Origin of the sequence: Streptomyces sp. NPDC059909, from assembly GCF_042730885.1 — a bacterium.
In the GTDB taxonomy this organism is placed as follows: Bacteria; Actinomycetota; Actinomycetes; order Streptomycetales; family Streptomycetaceae; genus Streptomyces.
Map to the genome: position 1 here is coordinate 45288 of NZ_JBHWKX010000041.1, position 21662 is coordinate 66949.

Genomic DNA, 21662 nt, shown 5'->3' on the forward strand with positions numbered 1-21662 from the left:
GGGGGGGGGGGGGGGGGGGGGGGGAGGGGGGGGGCGGTTCTTGGGGGGGGGGTCTTGGGCGGGGTGCTCTCTCCCCCGCCGCCTCGGCCCCGGCGCCGCGCGCCCCCCTGCCGGTGAGCGCCGTGGCGCTCACCGGCCTCAGCGGATGCCTGTGTCGCAGCGGACCGTCACGTCCGCGTACGTGCCGGGCGGGACGGTCACACCGATCGGGTGGCAGCCGACGCTCCCGGGGGCTGTGGCCTCCAGCACGTACGTGCCGGGCCGCAGCGAGGCCCGGAACCTGCCGTCGTGCCCGCTGCTCACGGTTGCCACGAGGGCGTCCGAGGCATCGCGTACTCGTACGGTCGCCTCGGTGGGTACCGCCCGGCAGGGGTTCTCACCGCCCTCTGCCGGGACGCTCTCTACCGGGCAGACCGGATACAGGACCACCACACCCACTACCCCGGACGCCGGCAGCGTCGGGGAACTGCTGGACCTTACGGCGGGTGAGTTCCCGCATCCGGTGGTGAGGGCCACCAGCACGACCAGCACGACCAGCGGGGCCAAGGCGAACAGTCGGCATCGCCGTACGGACATTCCGCATGTGGCGGTGCGGTTACCCCGGCCTGGACGCTCCGACATGGTGCTCACTCCTTGGGAGCGATGGCGGGGTGGGGTCGTTCCCGACCTCCCCGCCACCGTATCCGGTCAGCAGAAGCCGAACCCGCCGATTCGCGAGCCCCATTGAGTCGTGTTGACGTGCCGCTCGTTGACGATCCAGGCGCGCTGGCCGGCAGCGCACGTGCCGGCCGCCACCGGGTCGATCGACACCGCGGAGTAGTCGCCCCAGCGCTCGACGGAGTCGGTCGAGGGGGTGTACGGAGTCGTCGCCGTGGTGAGGGTCGCGCCCCCGGTGATGTTGACGGGGTCGGTGGCCAGGCGCCCGCTCCCCTTCACACTGGCGTGATGCCGGCCCGTGCCGACCACGTCCGTCGAGGACCAGGTGAAGAACATCCGCCCGATGGGGTTCAGGGCGGTGCCGCCGATGGCCGAACCGGCAACCGCCGGGTTGAAGTCGTCCGAATCGACGCCTTCGCGGAGGATGCCCATCTCCGTGGGGGCCACGGTGGTGGTGGACGTGTTGATCTGGTACCACCGCGGTGTCGGGAAGTTGCCCACGTTGATGGTGTGGACGTTGAGGAGCCGGTTGCCGATCTGCGTACTGGCGTTCTGGAAACGGGCGTCCAGGGTGTCGAGCCGGTCGGCGACTCCGGGCTGACGGGCGTCCGGCGGCAGCGAGAACGCGGGCACCGGCACATCGACCGGGGCGGCGATGCTCGCGTTGCTCCGGCCGAGGCCGCTCGCGCGGAACAGCTTCAGCGCGGTGGGCGAGCCGACGCCGGCCACCACGAGAAACGCGTTCGCGTTGTTGTCCTCCACGATCGGAGGCGCCACGGAGCCCGCTTTGCCGAGGCTGAGGTAGAGCATGGAGAAGGCGTGTCCGTTGTAGACGTCCGACTTGGCGATGCCCATCACCCGCGAACGGGCGTAGGTGTTCCCGGTGAAGATGTTGGCCGTCACGATCACGGCGTCCTGGTCCATGCCGAGTTGCGGGAAGTCGAAGAAGTCACCCGACGGCTCCGGCACGTCGAACTTGTAGAGGTAGAAGGAGCCCGTGGGGTCGGAGGTGGTGGACACCGCGAGGAAGACGTGCTGGATCGTAGCGCTCTCCTGGAACGCCGTGGCGACGACGACCCATCGGTTCCACTTCTTGTCGTACACGACCCGCGGGTCGAAGATCGCCTGCGCCGTGTAGCCGAAGAAACTGGCGAACGTCACGCTCTTCACGAGCGCGCCGTTCGACTTCTGGAACATGCCGAGCCCGCGGCCGTTCGTGACTTCCACGAAGTGGTTGAGCCCGACGGCGCCGTGCGTGTCCGGCGGGCGCGCACCCGACGGGCTCTGGCCGAGCCCCTCGAAGTTGCTCCGGAGCGCGGGTGGCGCGAGGGCGCCGGACCGCCGAACGGGAATCGCCGGGCGCTCGGGCGGCTTCATCGCCCGGGACGCGGCGAGTTGCGGGGCGGTTGCCGTGAGCCGCGGTGCCGGTACCGGGGTCTGCTTCACAGGCTGGGCGTGCCCACTCGGGGTGGCGACCTTCGCCGCGGATACCCGGATCTCGTCCTTCGCCACCACGGCGGACGGTTCGCCGTCCGCCGTGGTGGCGGCCGCAGTCCGTGGCAGACCCAAGCTCAGGGCGAGCGTCACCAGCAGCAGCAGCGGCAGCAGTGGCCGGGCTCTCCTTCTGGACGTCAAGGCAGGTCCTCATCTCGAGTTTTCGCGGCCACGAGGCAACCGCGCATCGGGATTCCTGCGCTCATCGTGTGAGGGGGAACGGAGAATGACCGGGAGCTGAGGGGAGGTAGTCGGAGAAACCACCTGAATGCTGATATCTCCGCTATGCACATAACTTCGGTGAAGAACCGCGGCTGACGCCCCGTGAGACGTCGACAGCACCGGTGCGCCGCCGCGGCGGGGGCGGCGGCGGGCAGCCGGAAGCACGCGCCGTTCCAGAGGTGAACGGCGCGGAGAAGGTGCCGCGGAGGGGGTGCGGGGGATTCACCCCCTCCGCGGGCTCAGGTGGACATGAGGCGCGTCAGCGCCTCGACCACCATCGCGTGGTCCTCGGCCTGGGGGAGGCCGGAGACCGTGACCGTGCCGATGACGCCGGCGCCCTTGACGCGGATCGGGAACGACCCGCCGTGTGCCGCGTACCGGTCGGGATCGAGGCGGGACGACTCCTCGAACGTCGTTCCCTTGGCGCGGAACCGGCTGCCGACGAGGAGCGAGCTCTCGCCGTAGCGTTCGACGACGCGGCGCTTGCGGTCGATCCAGGCGTCGTTGTCGGCCGACGAACCCGGCAGTGCGCTGTGGAACAGCTGCTGGCCGCCGCGGCGGATGTCGATCGCGACCGGCGCATGGCGTTCGCGTGCCAGCTCGACGAGCATCGAGCCGAGCGTCCAGGCGTCGCTGTACGTGAACTGGCGCAGCGTCAGCTGCCGTTCCTGGGTCTCGAGCGCCGCGATGTCGGGGGCGCCGGAGGGTCCGGGGGAGGCAGGGGTGGCCGGGGAGGCGTTCATGCGCCGAGCTCCACGGTGATGCCCTCGTGGGCGGAGCGGCGGGCCGCCTCCAGGACGTCGAGGGCGGCGGCGGCCTCGCGGGCCGTGACCGGGGGCGGGGTGCCGTCGCGCAGGGCGGCGGCCACCGCCGCGTAGTACGCCGGGTAGTCGCCCGGCAGGGTCCTGACCGGTCGCCCACCGCCCGTGAGCGGGGACTCTCCCGAGCCGATCCGGCCCCACAGGGACTCCGGCTCCACGCCCCAGTCGGCGTCGTCCGGGGACGGGCGCTTGCCGTCGCGCAGGGCGGCCTCCTGAGGGTCGAGGCCGTACTTGACGTAGCCGGCGGCCGAGCCGAGGACCCGGAAGCGGGGGCCGAGCTGGGCCGTGGTCGCGCTCACGTACAGGTGCGAGCGGACGCCGTTCGCGTGGGTGAGGGCGATGAACGTGTCGTCGTCGGTCTCGGCGCCGGGGCGGCGCACGTCGGACTCCGCGTACACCCGGACCACCGGGCCGAAGAGGACCAGGGCCTGGTCGACGACGTGGCTGCCCAGGTCGTAGAGCAGACCGCCGATCTCCTCGGGGGCGCCGGACTCGCGCCAGCCGCCCTTGAGCTGGGGGCGCCAGCGCTCGAAGCGGGACTCGAAGCGCTGGGCCTCGCCGAGCTCGCCGTCCGCGAGGAGCGCCTGGAGCGTGAGGAAGTCGTTGTCCCAGCGGCGGTTCTGGAAGACCGAGAGGAGCAGGCCGCGCTCCTCGGCGAGGGCCGCGAGGGAGCGGGCCTCGGCGGCCGTGCCCGCGATCGGCTTGTCCACGACCACCGGGATGCCGGCCTCGAGGGCGGCGGTCGCGACCGGGACGTGCGTCTTGTTCGGGGACGCGATCACGATCAGGTCGAGCTCGTCCGCGCGCGACCACAGCTCGTCGGGCGTGTCGGCGAAGCGGATGTCGGGGAACTCGGCGCGGGCCTGCTCCCGGCGCTCCTCGTTCGACGTCACGACCGTGTCGAGGACGAGGCCCTCGGTCGCGGCGATCAGCGGGGCGTGGAAGACGGAACCCGCGAGGCCGTAGCCCACGAGCCCGACGCGGAGAGGCGAGGAGGTACCAGTCACGTCCCCTACTTAAGCAACGCTGTTGCCGAAGGGCAAGCGGGGAGCACAATGGGAAGGGTGAGGGTGAACAGGGCCAGGGCGATCGGAGTACCCGGAGAGGACTCGGGTGCGGGCGCGTCCGCGGGCGGCGGACCGGGCGTCAATCTGCCGCTGCTGCGCAGCCACAATGCGGCCCTGGCGCTCGACCTGCTGCGTGCCGCGGGGGAGAACGGCATCAGCCGGCTCGAGATCGCCGACCGCACAGGCCTCACCCCGCAGGCCGTCAGCAAGATCACGGCCCGGCTCCGGGACGAGGGGCTGGTCGAGGAGGCCGGACGCCGCGCCTCGACCGGGGGCAAACCGCGTACGGTGCTGTGCCTGGTGCGGTCGGCGGCGTACGCGGTGGGGGTGCAGCTGGACCGCGACGAGATGACGGCGGTCCTGATGGACCTGGCCGGTACGCGGGTGGCCACCCGCGTGGTTCCCCTGGACCTCGGCGCCGGCCCGGACGTCGTGACGGGGCAGGCGGCCGAGCAGGTGCGGACCCTGCTGGCCGATTCCTTGCCCGACGAGAAGGCCGGGGGCATGGCCGCCGCCCTGGCCGATGAGGCCGAAGCGGCTGACGGGACCGCCGAGGGCGTGGCCGCCGAGACGGCCGACCGGACGACGGCCGACGGGATGGCGGAAGCGTTGTCGGCCGTCCGTGGTCCGCGCAAGAAACCGCGGACGCTGGTGCTCGGAGTCGGGGTGGCCATGCCCGGGCCGCTCGACCACTTCGCCGGGGTGCCCCACCGCGTCACCGGGTACCCGGAGTGGGACGGGTACCGGCTGCGCGACAAGCTGGCGGCCAGGCTGGGACTCCCGGTCGTGCTCGACAAGGACACCAATGCCGCCGCCCTCGGGCTCGTCCTGCGTGGAACGGGCGGTTCCTTCGCATATCTGCACCTCGGGACCGGGATAGGCGCGGGACTCGTGCTCGACGGGGAGCTGTACCGGGGCGTGCGGACGGGGGCCGGGGAGTTCGGCCACCAGATCGTCCAGCTCGACGGACCCCCGTGCGAATGCGGCAAGCGCGGGTGCATCGAGGCGCTGTGTCTGGCCGCCGTCGCACGGGGCGACATCGCCGAAGCCGCACGGGTGCTCGGGATCGGTGTCGCGAACCTGGTCGAGCTGCTCGACATCGACCAGGTGCTGCTCGGCGGCCGGGTCGTCGCCGCGGCCGAGGCGGAGTTCATACGAGGGGTGAGGGCCACGCTCGTCTCGCGCACCCGGGCACAGGTCGGGCCCGCGGGCGGCGGCGCCTACCGGGTCGCCGAGGGCGCCGCCCAGCTGGTCCTCGCACCGGTGTTCGGACGGGCCGAGGCGGCGTACGCGTCCCCGCCACCGCTGAGGGCCGAGCCGCGCAGTGCCCTGTGACGGCGGTGCTCCCTGACGGCAGTGCCCCACCACCAGCGGCTCCCCCGCACGAGCGGTTCCGCACCACGGCCCGCCCCGACGCCAATCACAGACGGCTGAAAATACGCTGATACGAGGGATGCGTCGCGGCCGTTCGGGCCTGCGCGATCGTGTCGGCCGCGGCGGGGCGGTTCTGATGGGGGCAGGGTGGTCCCCGGCCCCGGCCGGGTGATCGCCAAGGCGGTCCGCGAGCAGCAAAGGCCTCTTACGTATGCGCAACGCACTCGCCCTCTCGCTCGCCGCGGTTCTGATCGCCCCCGTCGTCCTTGTGGGCCAGGCCCTCGCGGCCGCCCAGGCCTACGGCGCGGAACCGCCGCTGCAGCCGGTCTGCGGAGACGTCCAGGCCCCGGTCTTTCCCATCACCGCCAGGATCCAGGGCGGCCCGGCGGCGTACCGGGCCGGTTCCGGCCCGGGGGAGTTCTCGGTGGTGCTGGTCAACACCACGGCCGAGACCTGCCGGAACATATACCCGGTCGTCGTGCTCCTGGGCCGGGACCATCTGCTCACCCCCGCCAGGATCCGGATGGAGTTCTACGACGAGGGGAGCCGGACCTGGCGGCCGGTGACGTTCGAGCAGACCGACCAGGGGGAGGCGGTCGGCGCGTTCGGTGGGGCCGCTACGCGCGCGAGGGGATTCGGTGGCTTCACCGTCCCCGGCCGCGCCACGGTCACCATCCCCGTCCGCCTCGCCTTCCCCGCCACCGACACGCTCGCCGACACCGTCGTCGCCAACGCCGCCGTCGTCCAGCGCCGCGGCGCCGACGGCGACTGGGTGGGGCAGTCCGACGACTACACGTTCAGCCTGCTCGCCTCCGAGGAGCAGCTCTACGAGGTCCCGCTCGACGCGGAGGAGCTCGCCCCGACCGGTACGCACTACGACATCGGCCTCGCCGCCGCCGTCAGCGCACTCCTCGCCGCCGGGCTCCTGCTCCTCGCGGGTGCCCGCAGGCTCCGCTCCGGGCGCCGCTGACCTGCCGTTCACCCACGTCTGGGACCATCCCCCGGTGGACCACCCGAACTACCTGCACGATCAGGCGCCCGGCGCTCCCGTCCGCTCGGGCATCCCCGAGCACGGGCGTATTCCCAAGTACTACGCGGTCAAGGCCCAAGTGGCCGCCCTGATAGACGAGTTGGGCGAAGGCGGGCTGCTGCCCACCGAACGCGACCTCGCCGTACGGTTCGAGGTCTCGCGCGAGACCGTGCGACAGGCGCTGCGCGAACTCCTCCTCGAAGGCCGGCTCCGCCGCCAGGGCAGGGGCACCGTCGTCGCGGGCCCCAAGCTGGAACAGCCGCTCTCGCTCGCGAGCTATACCGAGGGCGTGCGACGCCAGGGCCGTACGCCCGGCCGTAACCTCGTCTCCCTCGACCGTTTCCCGTGCACGCCGCGGCTCGCCGAGGAGACCGGTCTCGAGCAGGGTGAACCCGTCTGGCACATGGAACGGGTGCTGCTGGCGGACGAGGAGCGGGTCGGCCTGGAGAGCACGTACGTCGCGGTCGCGCGCGTGCCGCGGCTCGACAGCGACTTCGACCCGGACTCGTCCTTCTACGCGTACCTCCGCGACCGGCTCGGGATCGAGTTCGGCGACGCGGACGAGCGCATCGAGACCGTGCTGGCGACGCCGCGGGAGGCGCTGCTCATCGGGACTCCGCCCGCACTGCCCATGCTGCTGATCCACCGGGTCTCGCGGGACACGGCGAAGCGGCCGCTGGAGCGCGTGCGGACCCTGTACCGGGGGGACCGCTTCAGCTTCTCGGCGCATCTGGTGGGCGGGGCCTAGCCCGGGCCCAGCCCCTGCCCTGGCCTGCGGCGGCCGTCCCCCTCCCGCCCCTCGCTGCCATCGGCCCCCGACCTCCCCCGTATCACGAAACGATAACGGGTCTAGGCCAACCTTGATGGCCCGTTCACCGTCCCGTTGCCGACCGGCCCCCATCGGGTCACCGGTCGCGAGGACCGTTGCGGCCATGCGAGTCATCGTCGTAGGAGCCGGCGTGGTGGGAACCATGCACGCCTGGCATGCAGTGGAGCGCGGCCACGAGGTCGTGCAGATCGAGCGGGAGGCCGAAGCGCGCGGGGCGAGCCTGCGCAACTTCGGGCAGATATGGGTGAGCGGCCGCGCCGGCGGTGAGGAGCTGGAGACCGCGCTGCGGGCGCGGGAGCTGTGGGAGGGCATCGGCGCCCGGGTCCCCGAGCTCGGGTTCCGGGCCATCGGTTCGCTGACGCCCGTACGCAACGACCTGGAGCTCGCCGTCGCCGAGGCGGCCGTCGCCCGGGCCGACGCCGCCGCCCGCGGCTACAAGCTGGTCACCGCGGACGAGGCGCGTGCCATCAACCCGGCCCTGCGCGGCGAGTTCGTGTCGGCCCTGTACTGCGAGCGGGACGCGGCCGTGGAGCCCCGCACCGCACAACTGGCCCTGCGCAAGGCCCTGCTGGCGTCCGGCCGCTACACCTTCCTTCCCGGCCGCGAGGTCCGCGAGGTCATCGAGCCCGGCACAAAGGGACGCAGCGCCGTGCGCGACGACCACGGCGACGTCCACAGCGGCGACGCCGTCGTCCTGTGCACCGGCGCCTGGCTCGGCGGACTCGTCCGCGAGCTCGTCCCCGATCTGCCCGTGCGCCGCGTACGGCTCCAGATGGCGCAGACCGACCCGCTCGGCGAGCCGCTCACCACGTCCGTCGCCGACGCCGACTCCTTCCGTTACTACCCGGCGTACGCCTCCGACGCGCTCGACGCCCTCAACGCCGGTCAGGCGCAGCAGCCCGCGGCCGCCGCGCACAAGATGCAGCTGCTGATGGTGCAGCGCCGCGACGGCGGGCTGACCATCGGCGACACGCACGAGTACGAGCACCCCTTCGCCTTCGACACCCTCGAGGACCCCTACGAGCACCTCACGCAGGTCGTCGAGGGCTTCCTGGGCCGTCCGCTGCCGAAGATCCGCCGCCGCTGGGCCGGCGTGTACGCCCAGTGCACCGACACCTCCCGCGTCGTCCACCGCCAGCAGGTGCGCGACGGCGTGTGGCTGGTGACCGGACCCGGCGGGCGCGGCATGACCTGCTCGCCCGCCATCGCCGAGACGACCGCCGACGAACTGGGCTGGTGAACCACCCCATGACCACGAACACGAACGCGAGCACCAACGTGACCACGAGCACGAGCCCGAGCTTGAGCACGAAGGGCATCGACCTGGTCGTCCTCGACATGGCCGGCACCACCGTCGCCGACGGCGGCCTCGTCGAGCAGGCCTTCACCAGGGCCGCCGAACGGCTCGGCACGGAGCCGGAGTCGATGCCGGGCATGCTCGACCACGTCCGCGCCACCATGGGCGAGTCCAAGATCTCCGTCTTCCGTCACCTCTTCGGCGACGAGGCCAGGGCCCAGGCGGCCAACAAGGCCTTCGAGGAGGCCTACGGCGAACTCGTCGACGGCGGCCGCATCGCCGAGATCCCCGGCGCCCGCGCCGCCATCGAGCACCTCCAGGAGCAGGGCAGGACCGTCGTCCTCACCACCGGCTTCGCCCGGGCCACCCAGGACGCGATCCTCGACGCGCTCGGCTGGCAGGGCCTGGTCCCGCTCACCCTCTGCCCGGCCGACGCGGGCGGACGCGGGCGCCCGTACCCGGACATGGTGCTCGCCGCGTTCCTGCGTACGGGCGCGGTGGACGGCGTGCAGCAGATCGCGGTCGCCGGCGACACCTCGTACGACATGCTCAGCGGTGTGCGCTCCGGGGCGCGCGTGGTGGCGGGCGTCCTCACCGGCGCCCACGACAAGGCGCAGCTGACCGCCCACGGCGCCACGCATGTCCTCGGCTCGGTCGCGGAACTGCCCGCACTGCTCGCGCAGGCGGACGTATGACCAGCGGCATCCGTTTCGACCGTGTCTGCGTCGCGTACGGCGGCACCACCGTCCTCGACAGCCTCGACCTGACCGTCGAGCCCGGCGAGGTCATGGCCCTCCTCGGCCCCTCCGGCTCCGGCAAGACCACCGCCCTGCGCGCGGTCGCCGGATTCGTACGGCCCGTCTCCGGGCGGGTGTTCATCGGCGACCGGGACGTCACCGCCCTGCCGCCGCACCGCCGCGGCATCGGCATGGTCGTCCAGCAGTACGCCCTCTTCCCGCATATGCGCGTCGAGGACAACGTGGCCTTCGGACTCAAGGCGCAGAAGGCGCCGAAGGCCGGGATACCCGGGCGCGTCGCCGAGGCGCTGGAGATGACCGGCATGGCGGCCTACGCCAGGCGGTACCCGCGCGAGCTCTCGGGCGGGCAGCAGCAGCGCGTCGCGATCGCCCGCGCGCTCGCGATCCGGCCGAACGTGCTGCTCCTCGACGAGCCGCTGTCCGCGCTGGACGCCCAGCTGCGGTCCGGGATGCTGGCCGAGCTGGCCCGACTGCACCGCGAACTGCCCGACGTGTCGATCCTGTACGTCACCCATGACCAGGTCGAGGCGCTGACCCTGGCCGACCGGATCGCGGTCATGGACAAGGCCCGCCTCCAGGACTGCGGAACGCCGCAGGACCTGTACCGGCGGCCGCGGACGGAGTTCACGGCGTCGTTCGTCGGAAACGCGAACCTGCTGCCGGTCAAGGTCGGCTCGGACGCCGTGACCTTCGCCGGCCGGGAACTGGAGGTCCCCACCGCCGACGTGGCACCGGGGGCCCACGCCACCCTGTGCGTACGGCCGCACCTCGTGGGTCTGGGGGAGGGGCCGAACGCGCTGCGGGGCCGCGTGGCGGAGGTGCAGTGGCGGGGGGCGACGCACCGGCTGTACGTCGACGTCGACGGCCACCGGGTCAAGGCGGACCTGCGCGAGCTGCGCGAGACGCCGGCGCTCGGGGACGAGGTCACGGTGCACTTCGCGCCGGAGGACGCGGTGCTGCTGGCCGCAGGGGTGACCGATGGCTAGTCCCGGTGACCTTCTCACGGAACGGCACCCGGTACCGGGGGTTGTGCCCACCCCATCGGCCCCGGCGGAACGAATGCCCACAACGGCTCGCTGGATCTGGGCACTTCCGCCCGTCGCCGTCCTCGGGGTCGTCTTCCTCTACCCCCTCGCACTCGTCGTCCAGGAGTCCCTCGCCCCCGGCGCCTACGCCGACGTCTTCGCCTCGCAGGCCTTCCGGGAGGCGCTGACCACCACCGTGTGGCTGGCCGTCGCGGCGACCGCCGGGTGTCTGGTGCTCGGGTTCACGCTGGCGCTGATCATCGCGTTCGTGCCGTTCCCCGGCGGCAGGGCGGTCGCGAAGTTCATCGACGTGTTCCTGTCCTTCCCGTCGTTCCTGATCACGCTCGCGCTGCTGTTCGTCTACGGCACGGTCGGCATGGCCAACGGCCTGTGGACGGACGTCACGGGGGCGTCGAGCGGTCCGTTCCACTTCCTGACGACGCCTTGGGGCGTACTCCTCGCGGAGATCACGTACTTCACGCCCTTCGTGATGCGCCCGCTGCTCGCCGCGTTCTCGCAGCTCGACACCGCACAGCTGGAGGTCGCCTCCTCGCTGGGCGCGCGGCCGGCCCGGATCATCCGCCAGGTGATCCTGCCCGAGGTCCTCCCGGCGCTCGCCGCCGCCGGCAGCCTCGTCCTCGTCATGTGCCTCAACGAGTTCGGCATCGTGCTCTTCACCGGAGCCAAGGGCGTCACGACGCTCCCGATGCTCGTCTACAGCAAGGCGATCCTCGAATCCGACTACGCGGCGGCCTGCGTGGTCGCCGTCGTCAACATCGCGATCTCCGTGGGGCTCTACGGGATCTACCGGGTGGTGAGCCGCCGTGTTGGTGCATAGCCGTACGGGCAAGTGGGCCACCTGGGCCCTGTTCCTCGCCCTCTTCCTGCCGCTCTTCGCGCTGCCGCTGCTCGTCATCGTCGCGGCGTCGCTCTCGACCAACTGGTCAGGGGCGTTCCCCTCGGGACCGACCGCCGAGCACTACACGGCGGCCGTCCGCGGGGAGTCGCTCCAGGCCCTGACCACCAGCCTGGTCACGGCGGTGACGGCCGGCGTCCTCGCGCTCGCCATCGGCACCTGGGCGGCCCTCGCCGCCGCCTCGCTCAACAGGCGTGGGCGCCGCGTCCTCGACGCACTGTTCATGCTGCCGGTCGCCGTACCGTCCGTGGTCGTCGGCCTGGCCGTACTCGTCGCCTTCTCACAGCCGCCCCTGCTCCTCAACGGCACGCGCTGGATCGTGATCCTCGCGCACACCGTTCTTGTCACGGCGTTCGCCTACCAGTCGGTTTCGGCGGCCATCGTGCGTCTCGACCCGATGTACGAGCAGGCGGCGGCCAGCCTCGGTGCGCGCCCCTCGTACGTCCTGTGGCGAGTGAAGCTGCCGCTGCTGCTGCCGTCGCTGAACGCGGCCGCGGGGCTCTGCTTCGCCCTGTCCATGGGCGAGTTGAGCGCCACGATGATGCTCTACCCGCCGGACTGGATGCCGCTCCCGGTGCTGATCTTCACCGCCACCGACCGTGGATCCCTCTTCACCGGCTCCGCCGTCGCCGTGGTCCTCATGGCCACGACGCTGCTCGTCCTGCTCGCCGTCTCCCGTATCCGCACCAAGGCCTCGTACCGCTGACCCGGTACATCCCCTCATCCCGCAAGGAGTTGTTCTTCGTCATGCGCCGCAACGTCATCAAGATCACCGCCGCCGTCACCGGCAGCCTCGCCCTCGCCGCCGGCCTCACCGCCTGCGGAGGCACCTCCGCCGCCTCCGACGAGAAGGTCGTCACCGTCTACAGCGCCGACGGCCTCAAGGGCGAGAACGGCGACGGCTGGTACGACCAGGTCTTCAAGGACTTCGAGAAGGAGACCGGCATCAAGGTCGAGTACGTCGAGGGTGGCTCCGGCGAGATGGTGCAGCGCGCCGCCCGCGAGAAGAGCAACACGCAGGCCGACGTGCTCGTCACCCTCCCGCCGTTCATCCAGCAGGCCGACTCCAAGGGGCTGCTCCAGGCGTACGAGCCGGCCGGCTCCGACAAGGTCAACGGCGCCGACAAGTCCGGTGACGGCAAGTGGACCTCGGTCGTGAACAACTACTTCGGATTCATCCACAACAAGAAGGAGATGAAGGAGGCCCCGAAGACCTGGGAAGAGCTCCTGGACGCGAAGTACAAGGACAAGCTCCAGTACTCCACCCCGGGCATCGCGGGCGACGGCACCGCCGTGGTCATCAAGGCGATGCACGACTTCGGCGGCGAAGCGCCGGCGATGGAGTACCTGAAGAAGCTCCAGGCCAACAACGTCGGCCCGTCCTCCTCCACCTCCAAGCTCGCCCCCAAGGTCGACAAGGGCGAGATCCTCGTCGCCAACGGCGACGTCCAGATGAACTTCGCCCAGTCCAGGTCCATGCCGAACCTCGGCATCTGGTTCCCGGCGAAGCAGGGCGGGCAGCCCACCACGTTCGCCCTCCCGTACGCCGCGGGCCTCGTCAACGACGCCCCGCACACCGAGAACGGCAAGAAGCTCCTCGACTACCTGCTGAGCGAGAAGGCCCAGAAGCAGGTCAGCGAGATCGGCGGCGGCTTCTCCGCGCGCAGCGACGTCAAGGCCACCGACGCCAACGCCATCGAGCTGGCGAAGATCCTGCAGGGCGTCCAGGTCTTCGAGCCGGACTGGAAGGACATCGACAAGAACCTCCAGAAGTACATCGACTCCTGGAAGGCCGCGACCGGCAGCTGAGGGTAACGGGTCCAGCCCACTCAGGCGTGGGGTCAAGATCCGGGCTTCCTGATTACCCTGGGGGCGTCGCCACACCGTCGTCGCGGCGCCCCACTCGCACATCGCACACGCGTATGGCAGGAGCACGCCCATGGCAGAGCGCAAGCCGATCGAATCCTGGCTCACCGACATGGACGGTGTTCTGATCCATGAAGGCGTTCCGATCCCGGGCGCCGACTCCTTCATCAAGAAGCTCCGCGAGACCGGGAAGCCCTTCCTGGTCCTCACGAACAACTCCATCTACACCCCCCGCGACCTGCACGCCCGGCTCGCCCGCATGGGCCTGGACGTGCCCGTGGACAACATCTGGACGTCCGCGCTGGCCACCGCCCGGTTCCTGGACGACCAGCGCCCCGGCGGCACGGCGTACGTCATCGGTGAGGCGGGGCTGACCACGGCCCTGCACGACATCGGGTACGTCCTCACGGACCACGAGCCGGACTACGTCGTCCTCGGCGAGACCCGTACGTACAGCTTCGAGGCCCTCACCAAGGCCATCCGGCTGATCAACCAGGGGGCCCGTTTCATCGGAACGAACCCGGACGAGACCGGCCCGAGCCCGGAGGGCCCGCTGCCCGCGACCGGCTCGGTCGCCGCGCTGATCACCAAGGCCACCGGCAAGGACCCGTACTTCGCGGGCAAGCCGAACCCGCTGATGATGCGCACGGGCCTGAACGCGATCGGGGCGCATTCGGAGACCAGCGCGATGATCGGGGACCGGATGGACACCGACGTCCTGGCCGGTCTCGAGGCGGGGATGGAGACCTTCCTCGTGCTCACGGGCCTGACGGCGCCGGCAGACATCGACCGGTACCCGTTCCGCCCGTCGAACGTCGTCGACTCGATCGCCGATCTGGTGGACCGCATCTGATCCGTACCTGACCCGTACCTGACCCGTCCGGGGCTTCCGGCGATGACCCATCCGGGTCCCCTGGAGATGCGGAAACGGGCAAACCGCGTGAATCTTCTGATACCAGGAGGTTCACAATGCGTTCTGTTCCGATTGCTCTCCGTGTGGTGGGGGCGGCCACCGGTGCGCTGATGCTGGCACCCGCCGCAGGGCTCGCGTACGCCGAGGAAGGCGGGCAGGCCAAGGCCACGGTCACCCCCACCTCCGCCAGGCCAGGGGGCGAGGTGGAACTGCACGTCACCGGCTGCCGGGGCACGACGGGCACCGCCAGGTCCTCGGCGTTCGTCACCGACGCCGAGCTGTCGAGCGGCGTGGGCCCGCAGAGCTTCCTCTTCGGGGAGACGACGGTCAGATCCGGTCTCGGCGCCGGCACCTACGACATCAGCGTCACCTGCAACGGCAGCCCCCTCACCCGGGTGGGCACGCTCACGGTCGCCCAGCAGGGCGCCCAGAGCCGGGCGGAGCCGACGCACCGCCCCGACGAGGGCGACAAGCGCGACGAGGGCGGGAAGGACGACGGCGACAAGCGCGGCAAGGGCAACGACGGCGACAAGGACGACGGCGGCAAGGACGACGGCCATAAGGACGACGGCGGCAAGGACGACGGCCATAAGGACGACGGCCACAAGGACAACGGCGGCGGCAAGGACGACGGCCACAAGGACAACGGCGGCGGCAAGGACGACGGCCACAAGGACAACGGCGGCAAGGACGACGGGGGCCAGGGCCACGAGGGCGACGACGAGGACGACGAGGACGAGGACGCAGGCCAGAACCACGACGAGAGCCAGTTGCCGTCCGTGGACCCCGATCCCGACGACACCCCCTACGCCCCGGTACGGGCCGGTGGCGGCGGTACCGCCACGTCCCTCGCCTCCGAGGACGCCAAGCGCGCCGACCAGCAGGGCCCCGGCACCCCCCACACCGTGATCGGGCTGGTCCTCGCGGGCGTGGCGGCGGTGGCCGTGGCATTCCGCAGCTCACGGCGCCGGCGCGTGGGCCCGGCGGACACGGACTGACCGCCATGGACTCCGGTGACGGTGCTTCCGGCGGCCGTACGTCGGGAACCGGCAGGCTGCTCACGGGCGTGGCCTGGGCCGTGCTGCTGCTGGGCCTGTGGCTGTGGGGGCGCGAGGCGACCGAAGGCCCCGGCAGCACCTCGGCGCCCACGACGGGTGACGTGGCCGCGGTCGGCCGGCCCCCCGGCGTACCGCTGCCGCCCGCCCGCCGCCCGCTGAGGCCCGCCCAGCCGAGCAAAGTGGAGATCCCCTCGATAGGGATCACGGCCCCGGTCATGGCCCGCGGGCTGGACGCCACGGGAGCGGTCGATCCGCCGCCGTACGCCATGCCGCAGACCGTCGGCTGGTTCGGCACCGGCACCCTGCCCGGGGCAGAGGGCGCGGCGCTCTTCGTCGGCCATGTCGACACCAGGACCAAGCCGGCCGTCTTCTACGGGCTCAGCGCGGCCCGTCCCGGCCAGAAGGTCCGGGTGACCCGGACCGACGGCTCGGTCGCCGAGTTCACGATCGACGACGTGCAGGTCTTCGACCGGGACCGGTTCGACGCGCGGAAGGTGTACGGGGCCCGGCAGCCGGGCAGGGCGGAGCTGAGGCTGATCACCTGCGGCGGAGCCTACGACCGCGTCTCGGGGTCGTACACGGCGAACGTGGTGGTGTCGGCGTATCTGACGGACGCCCGCGGGATCTGAGAGGATTGATTCGCCCGGTCTTGTCCGGGGGAGGGGCGCCTGGGGGGTGGCCTCGACATCGTGCGACAGCGCACCAAGGGGGAGTGGATGTACGGCAGTTACGTCGGGCGTGCCCACTGGGGAGCAGCCGCCGCGGGGGCCGCGCTGCTGCTGGCGGGGTGTTCGTCATCCGACGGCGACGGTGACGCCGGAGGGGGCGGGGACAACAGGGCGTCGATCGCCCAGCAGCCGAAGGGGACGGACCCGTTCTGGGTCAACCCCGACGGGAAGGCCGCCAAGCAGGTCGCCTCGTATCTCGACGGAGGCGACGGGAAGAGCGCCGAGCTGATCAGGAAGATCGCGGAGCAGCCGGTCGGCGAATGGATCGGCCCGGACAATCCGGAGGCCGAGGCGAAGGGATTCACGGAGGCCGCCGAGAAGGCGGACCGGGACGCCCTGCTGGTCCTCTACAACATCCCGCACCGCGACTGCGGGCAGTTCTCCAAGGGCGGCGCCGCCGACGGGAACGCGTACCGGCAGTGGGTCGACAAGGTCGCCAAGGGCATCGGCGACCGGCCCGCCACGGTCGTCCTCGAACCGGACGCCGTGCTGCACCTCGTGGACGGCTGCACACCGGACGAGTTCCACGAGGAGCGGTACGACCTGCTGAAGGGCGCCATCGAGCGGCTCAAGCAGCAGCCCGCCACCAAGGTCTACCTGGACGCGGGCAACGCGGGCTGGTCCCAGCCCGACTCCCTCTTCGAGCCGCTCCAGTGGGCGGGCATCGCCGCGGCCGACGGCTTCGCGGTCAACGTCTCGAACTTCCAGACCACGGAGGCCAGCAAGGACTTCGGCAGGAAGCTCTCCGCGAAGGTCGGGAACAAGCCCTTCGTCGTCGACACCAGCCGCAACGGCAACGGGCCGTACACGGAGGGCGATCCCAAGGAGAACTGGTGCAACCCGCCGGGGCGTGCGCTCGGTGAGCTGCCCACGACGAAGACGGGCGATCCGCTCGTCGACGCCTATCTGTGGGTCAAGCGGCCGGGGGAGTCGGACGGGGACTGCAAGGGCGGGCCGAAGGCGGGGGACTGGTATCCGGAGTACGCGCTGGAGCTGGCGCGGAACACGAAGTAGGCGTGCGGGGTCCGGACCGGGGGCATGCCCCCGGTCCGGGAAGGGGCGGGGCGGGGAAAGAACCCCGGACCCCGCCCCGCACGCCCCTACGGAACCTCCACCCACACGCCCTCGGACGGGGTGCCCTTGTCGTCCGTGACGAAGAGCATGTACCAGCCCGACGGCACCAGGGACCGGTTCTTCGGCACGGTCACCTCGAAGCCGTCCGCCGTCTTCGTCATCTCCAGCGCGATCGAGCGCTGGTCGACGTCCGTCACATGCGTCACCGCGCTCGGCCGCATCAGCTTGGCCGTCCTCAGCTTCGCCGCCTGCGGGCTCAGATACGTGCCCGAGCCGCCGCGCTCGATGCTCTTCGGCCCGCCGCTGATCCCCGGCCGTGCGTCCCGGAAGAGATACGGGGGCGTGTAGATCTCGATCCGCTGCTCGAAGACGCCGGGCTTGGTGTTGGCGTCGTCGGCGAAGAGCGAGTCGGAGCCGAAGATCAGCACTCGCCCGTCGGGCAGCAGCACCGACCCCGAGTGGTAGTTGCGTCCGACCCGCGGGTCGGCCACGCGCGTGTACGTGCCCTTCTTCGGGTCGTACGTCCGCGCCTCCAGGACGTTGGAGCCCCCGCGTCCGCGGTAGTCCTCGGAGCCGCCGGTGACCAGCACGCTGTCGTCGGGGAGCAGCGAGGCGCTCGGGTAGCGGGTGCCCTTGTCCAGCGAAGCGCCGTCCGTGAAGCGGGGTTTCGGGTCCTTCAGATCGACCAGCCGGGACTTCTCGCTGGACTTCTCGGACTCGCCGACCCCACCCCCGCCGATGACCATGAACTTCTGGTCCTGGGCGGGCGGCAGCATGACCGTCGCCGAGGTCTCCATCCTGTCCGGGTCGCTCAGCCCCGGGATCTTCTCGAAGTCGTTCGTCTCCGGATCCCAGACGCCGGGGTCACGGCCTACGTCGGCCGGACCGTACCCGGCGTTCGAACCGGAGTAGAAGAGCTTCCCGTTGTCCATCAGGAAGATGGCGGGGTAGGTCGGGAAGCGCCGCTCGAAGCCCGTGTACTCCCAGGTCCTGGTCTCCGGGTCGTAGATCTCGTCCTTGCCGGGCACGATCTGCCCGATCTCGTCGAGACCGGAGAGGGAGAGGACCTTGCCGTCCTCGAGCGTGGTCAGGGTCGGGTACCAGCGGGCCTCGTTCATCGGGTCGACCTTGATGTACTTCTCGGCGACCGGGTCGAACTCGTAGGCCTCCTTGATGCCCTGGAAATCCTTCTTGTCGAGGGCGAGCTTCTGCGCGATGCCGTAGACGTTGCGGGTGTCGGAGCCCTTGAGGCCGTGCACCCGGTAGTTGTCCTCGGTGCCCGTCTCGTGCGACTTCCCGGACTCCTCGGCCTCGACGTAGATCCGGCCCAGGCCCGCCTCGGTGCGCAGGAACCTGCCGGTCGCCGGGTCGAAGACCTTCTTCGCCCGCTTGACCAGCACCGGGTCCTTGGAGACGAAGGTCTTGCCGTTCTTCTTGCCGGTGAACTTCGTGCCGGCGGGCAGCGTGATCGGCTTGTCCGGGTCCTCGTTGTGGACGATCATCAGGCCGCCCGCCTTGGTGACGTCGCCCTTCAGCTTCTCGTACCGCTTGGTGCCGCCCGCGACCAGCAGCTTGCCGTCGGGCAGCTGGGTGTGCCCGGCGCAGAACATGTCCTTGGGCGTCGGTATCAGCTTGAAGTCGTTCGTCTTCGGGTCCCACAGCACCGACTCGAACTTCTTCGCGTCGAAGTTCTTCTGGTTGTTGCCGGAGCCCGCGATCAGCAGGACCTTGCCGGTGTGCAGCAGGGCGGCGTGGATCGAGTTGATCCGGTACTCGGACGGGACGTCGAGGAAGTCCCAGTGGCCGTTCGCCGCCTTGTACTCAGGGCGGTTGATCTTGTACTCGTGGTACTCGGCCGAGCCGTAGCGGTAGAGGGCGGGGCCGTTGAACCCGGCCACCACCGCCACCACCGCCACGCCGATCAGGATCCGTCGGGCCCGGTTCTTGCGGTAGTCCGGCCGGACGGGAAGTGCGCTCATTTCTTACGTCCCCCAAGGGCGATCTGCATGGTCTGGTCCGCGGGGGCCCAATGCGGCTTCTGCTGGGGCTCATGCGCGCCGGCGGGCGGCTGCGGGCCCTGCGGACCGGGCGTGCCGTCTCCGGCGGGAGGCTGCGCGTTGCGCTTCTTCTTCTCCGCGCGGACGGTGTACCGCCAGGCGAAGATGGGCGCCGCCGTGATCAGCAGGGCCAGGGAGGCCCATGTGATCATCGCCGGGTGGTCGTGCCCGTTGAAGAACGAGGCCGCGAGCGAGCCGCCGAAGACCAGGATGAAGAAGAGGTGGATCCGGAACGTGCCGAAGAGGGTGTCCGGGCTGGACGAGTCGCCCTTGGGGGTCACGACGAACTTGCTCTTGCGGCGCAGTACGGCGTCCATGAGGGAGCGCGCGTAGATCGGCGCGGAGAGTGCGGACATCACCATGCCGGCGAGTCCTCCGGAGCCCTCCGGCTCGTGCGGCGAGACGTTGTGGCGGCGGTTCCAGATGTAGAGGCCGATCTGGAGCGCCGAGGCGTTGCCGTACAGCATCATCCAGATGGCCGGGTCGATCTGCACACCCGAGGCGCCCATGCCCAGGAACAGGGCGCAGCTCAGCGCCGCCAGGATCCAGTTGAGGGCGGACATCGGGTAGAAGATGATCATCATCGTGTAGTTGAAGAGCTTCCCGGGCGGCAGCGTCCCGAAGCCCCTCCAGTACTGCTTGAGGATCGTCTCGTACGTGCCCCGCGACCAGCGCAGCTGCTGGGTGAAGAAGTCGGTCCAGGCGCTCGGGCCCTCGCCGACGGCGAGCACGTCCGGGGTGTAGACCGAGCGCCACTTGTTGCCGGTCTCGGGGTTGCGGGCGCGGTGCATCTCGAAGCCCGTCGCCATGTCCTCGGTGATCGAGTCGTACAGGCCGCCGATCTGCTTGATCGACTTGATCCGGACGGCGTTGGAGGTGCCGACGAACATGGGGGCGCCGTAGCGGTTGCCCGCGCGCTGGATCAGGGCGTGGAAGAGGAACTGCTGGGACTCGGCGGCCTTGGTGACGAAGGTGTCGTAGTTTCCGTAGACCTGGGGGCCGATGACGAATCCGACGTCCGGGTCGCGGAAGTAGCCGAGCATTCGCTCCAGGTAGTTCGGCAGCGGTACGTGGTCGGTGTCGACGGAGGCGAAGAAGTCGTAGTTCCCGCCGTGGGCCTCAAGCCAGGCGTTGTAGTTGCCGTGCTTGGTCTTGGCCCGGTGGGCGCCCTTGGCCTGGTTCCACTTGGCTATGCCCTTGCGGGAGAAGTGGTGGACCCCGAGGCGTGCGCAGACCTCCTTGACGGCCGGGTCGTCGCCCTCGTCGAGCAGCCAGACGTGCATCAGCCCGCGGTGGCGGATCTTCACCGCCGCCTCGAGGGTCTTCGTCACCATCTCCAGGGGTTCCTTGCCCGGGACGAAGGAGGTGAGGAAGGCGACCCGGGTGCCGTGCTCCGGCACGACGGGGACGGGATCACGGGCGACGAGGGTCGCGTGCGCATTGGACAGCACGTTCATCGTCCGGAAGAGCTCGATCAGGCCGATCGAGACGAGCATGACGATGTCGAGCCACAGGAGCAGGTCGTTCTTGAGGTTCGGGTCGCGCTCGGTCCAGTGCTGAGGCTGCATCAGCCAGGCGAACAGGCCCAGCGAGACCAGCGGCGCGGCGCCGAGGAGCAGCGCGGCCCGGACGCGGTGCGGCTCCTGCGACAGCAGCGAGCGGTACTGCACCTTGTACGGCTTCGACGGGTCGGGCTGGGTGAGGGGGCCGGCGAGCCGGCTGTAGTGCTCGTAGTCGTACCGCGGAAGCGCCGTTTTCTTCGGGCGCAACCGGGACCCGCCTGCTCGGAGCTGCGGGGGAACCCGAAGCTGAGTGGTCCGGGACGGGTCGTTGTCCTGGTGCCGGGCGCCGGTCGGCGTCGACGTCATGAGTCATCCCCCCGCACGCCTGCTGGCTGCGTGATCGTTCGGTTCTCTTCGCCCGGACCTCGGTCCCCCTCGACCAGCCGACCCGGACGCGTCAATGGCAGGCCACCGTCCCCGTAGACATGAGATGGCGACCTTCCGGTTGCATGATGCCCGGCCCGGACATCTGTTCGCGAACAGGGCCCCCCACCCCGCGGTCGGTGCAACCGGAGAATCCCCCTCGAACTCCCCCCAAGTGGTAACTGTTCGAGTCCGCTGCCTCCCCATGGGTGGCGGCGGACTCCAGGACAGGTTCTCGGAGAGGGGCCGTGATCGCAAGGGCGCCCGGTGCCGGGCCGTGACCCGCCGGGGCGCGAAGCGTTGAACCTATGAGTTGCGTTGCAGCAGCAGCCGTGGGGCATAACGTCCAACGCTCTCGGACGGATCGTCCGGACTTATTGGACGCTAGCCTGTCCGGCGCCCCGCTGCAAGTCAGTTACGAGAGTTTTGGCCAACCGACCTGTCAGAAGGAAGAATCCCTCGCGTGGCCAATGCACTGCAGGAATTGGTGAAGAGCCGGCTGGAGCAGCAGGGCTGGTCCTACGGCGACGTGGCCCGGCGCGGCGGCATCC

Annotated in this window: 19 protein-coding genes; 13 read left to right on the top strand and 6 right to left on the bottom strand. The window is 70.7% G+C overall.

Going from position 1 to position 21662, the window contains the following annotated elements; all coding sequences use genetic code 11:
* Positions 1–138: 138 nt before the first annotated feature.
* From ACFV9O_RS25695 to ACFV9O_RS25710, 4 genes are all read right to left on the bottom strand, one after another.
* Positions 139–621 carry a carboxypeptidase-like regulatory domain-containing protein gene (locus tag ACFV9O_RS25695; protein WP_385421572.1) on the bottom strand — a complete coding sequence of 161 codons (483 nt, stop codon included), beginning with the start codon at positions 619–621 and terminating at the stop codon, positions 139–141.
* 66 nt (positions 622–687) lie between these two features.
* Positions 688–2292 (bottom strand): hypothetical protein, encoded by a 1605-nt coding sequence (locus tag ACFV9O_RS25700; protein ID WP_385421574.1) that lies wholly within the window; start codon positions 2290–2292, stop codon positions 688–690.
* A 320-nt stretch (positions 2293–2612) separates the two neighbouring features.
* On the bottom strand, positions 2613–3116 hold the full coding sequence (locus tag ACFV9O_RS25705; RefSeq protein ID WP_385421576.1) for a heme-degrading domain-containing protein: 504 nt from the start codon (positions 3114–3116) through the stop codon (positions 2613–2615).
* Positions 3113–4201 (bottom strand): Gfo/Idh/MocA family oxidoreductase, encoded by a 1089-nt coding sequence (locus ACFV9O_RS25710; protein ID WP_385421578.1) that lies wholly within the window; start codon positions 4199–4201, stop codon positions 3113–3115. The genes ACFV9O_RS25705 and ACFV9O_RS25710 overlap by 4 nt, the downstream gene beginning before the upstream one ends.
* Positions 4202–4249: 48 nt before the next feature.
* Here ACFV9O_RS25710 and ACFV9O_RS25715 point away from each other — a divergent pair, with 48 nt between their 5' ends.
* The 13 genes from ACFV9O_RS25715 (at position 4250) to ACFV9O_RS25775 (ending at position 17069) form a co-directional block, all read left to right on the top strand.
* Positions 4250–5596, top strand: coding sequence for an ROK family transcriptional regulator (locus tag ACFV9O_RS25715; RefSeq protein ID WP_385421580.1), 1347 nt, complete (start codon positions 4250–4252; stop codon positions 5594–5596).
* 250 nt (positions 5597–5846) lie between these two features.
* On the top strand, positions 5847–6605 hold the full coding sequence (locus ACFV9O_RS25720) for a hypothetical protein (protein WP_385421581.1): 759 nt from the start codon (positions 5847–5849) through the stop codon (positions 6603–6605).
* Between the two features lie 34 nt (positions 6606–6639).
* Positions 6640–7413, top strand: coding sequence for a GntR family transcriptional regulator (locus tag ACFV9O_RS25725; protein ID WP_385421583.1), 774 nt, complete (start codon positions 6640–6642; stop codon positions 7411–7413).
* 184 nt (positions 7414–7597) lie between these two features.
* Complete coding sequence (locus tag ACFV9O_RS25730; RefSeq protein ID WP_385421585.1) at positions 7598–8734, top strand: TIGR03364 family FAD-dependent oxidoreductase; 1137 nt, start codon at positions 7598–7600, stop codon at positions 8732–8734.
* 8 nt (positions 8735–8742) lie between these two features.
* A complete protein-coding gene (locus ACFV9O_RS25735; protein ID WP_385421587.1) occupies positions 8743–9486 on the top strand; it encodes a phosphonatase-like hydrolase in 744 nt (247 codons plus the stop codon).
* Positions 9483–10535 (top strand): ABC transporter ATP-binding protein, encoded by a 1053-nt coding sequence (locus tag ACFV9O_RS25740; protein WP_385421589.1) that lies wholly within the window; start codon positions 9483–9485, stop codon positions 10533–10535. The genes ACFV9O_RS25735 and ACFV9O_RS25740 overlap by 4 nt, the downstream gene beginning before the upstream one ends.
* Positions 10528–11412: a 2-aminoethylphosphonate ABC transporter permease subunit gene (locus ACFV9O_RS25745; RefSeq protein ID WP_385421591.1), complete on the top strand. Its 885-nt coding sequence runs from the start codon at positions 10528–10530 to the stop codon at positions 11410–11412. Before ACFV9O_RS25740 ends, ACFV9O_RS25745 begins: the two co-directional genes overlap by 8 nt.
* The gene (locus ACFV9O_RS25750) at positions 11399–12196 is read left to right on the top strand and encodes an ABC transporter permease (protein ID WP_385421593.1); all 798 of its coding nucleotides are present in this window, start codon (positions 11399–11401) and stop codon (positions 12194–12196) included. Before ACFV9O_RS25745 ends, ACFV9O_RS25750 begins: the two co-directional genes overlap by 14 nt.
* A 41-nt stretch (positions 12197–12237) precedes the next feature.
* The gene (locus ACFV9O_RS25755; RefSeq protein WP_385421594.1) at positions 12238–13299 is read left to right on the top strand and encodes a 2-aminoethylphosphonate ABC transporter substrate-binding protein; all 1062 of its coding nucleotides are present in this window, start codon (positions 12238–12240) and stop codon (positions 13297–13299) included.
* Positions 13300–13429: 130 nt separating this feature from the next.
* A complete protein-coding gene (locus ACFV9O_RS25760) occupies positions 13430–14209 on the top strand; it encodes an HAD-IIA family hydrolase (protein WP_385421596.1) in 780 nt (259 codons plus the stop codon).
* A 116-nt stretch (positions 14210–14325) separates the two neighbouring features.
* The gene (locus tag ACFV9O_RS25765) at positions 14326–15267 is read left to right on the top strand and encodes a hypothetical protein (protein WP_385421597.1); all 942 of its coding nucleotides are present in this window, start codon (positions 14326–14328) and stop codon (positions 15265–15267) included.
* 5 nt (positions 15268–15272) lie between these two features.
* Positions 15273–15956 (top strand): class F sortase, encoded by a 684-nt coding sequence (locus tag ACFV9O_RS25770; RefSeq protein WP_385421599.1) that lies wholly within the window; start codon positions 15273–15275, stop codon positions 15954–15956.
* Between the two features lie 87 nt (positions 15957–16043).
* A complete protein-coding gene (locus ACFV9O_RS25775) occupies positions 16044–17069 on the top strand; it encodes a glycoside hydrolase family 6 protein (protein WP_385421611.1) in 1026 nt (341 codons plus the stop codon).
* An 86-nt stretch (positions 17070–17155) separates the two neighbouring features.
* Here the strand turns inward: ACFV9O_RS25775 and ACFV9O_RS25780 are convergent, their stop codons facing one another.
* Both ACFV9O_RS25780 and ACFV9O_RS25785 read right to left on the bottom strand, forming a co-directional pair.
* Positions 17156–19108: a galactose oxidase-like domain-containing protein gene (locus ACFV9O_RS25780; protein ID WP_385421600.1), complete on the bottom strand. Its 1953-nt coding sequence runs from the start codon at positions 19106–19108 to the stop codon at positions 17156–17158.
* Positions 19105–21054, bottom strand: a complete 1950-nt coding sequence (locus tag ACFV9O_RS25785) for a glycosyltransferase family 2 protein (RefSeq protein ID WP_385421602.1) — start codon at positions 21052–21054, stop codon at positions 19105–19107. Before ACFV9O_RS25785 ends, ACFV9O_RS25780 begins: the two co-directional genes overlap by 4 nt.
* Positions 21055–21662 lie beyond the last annotated feature (608 nt).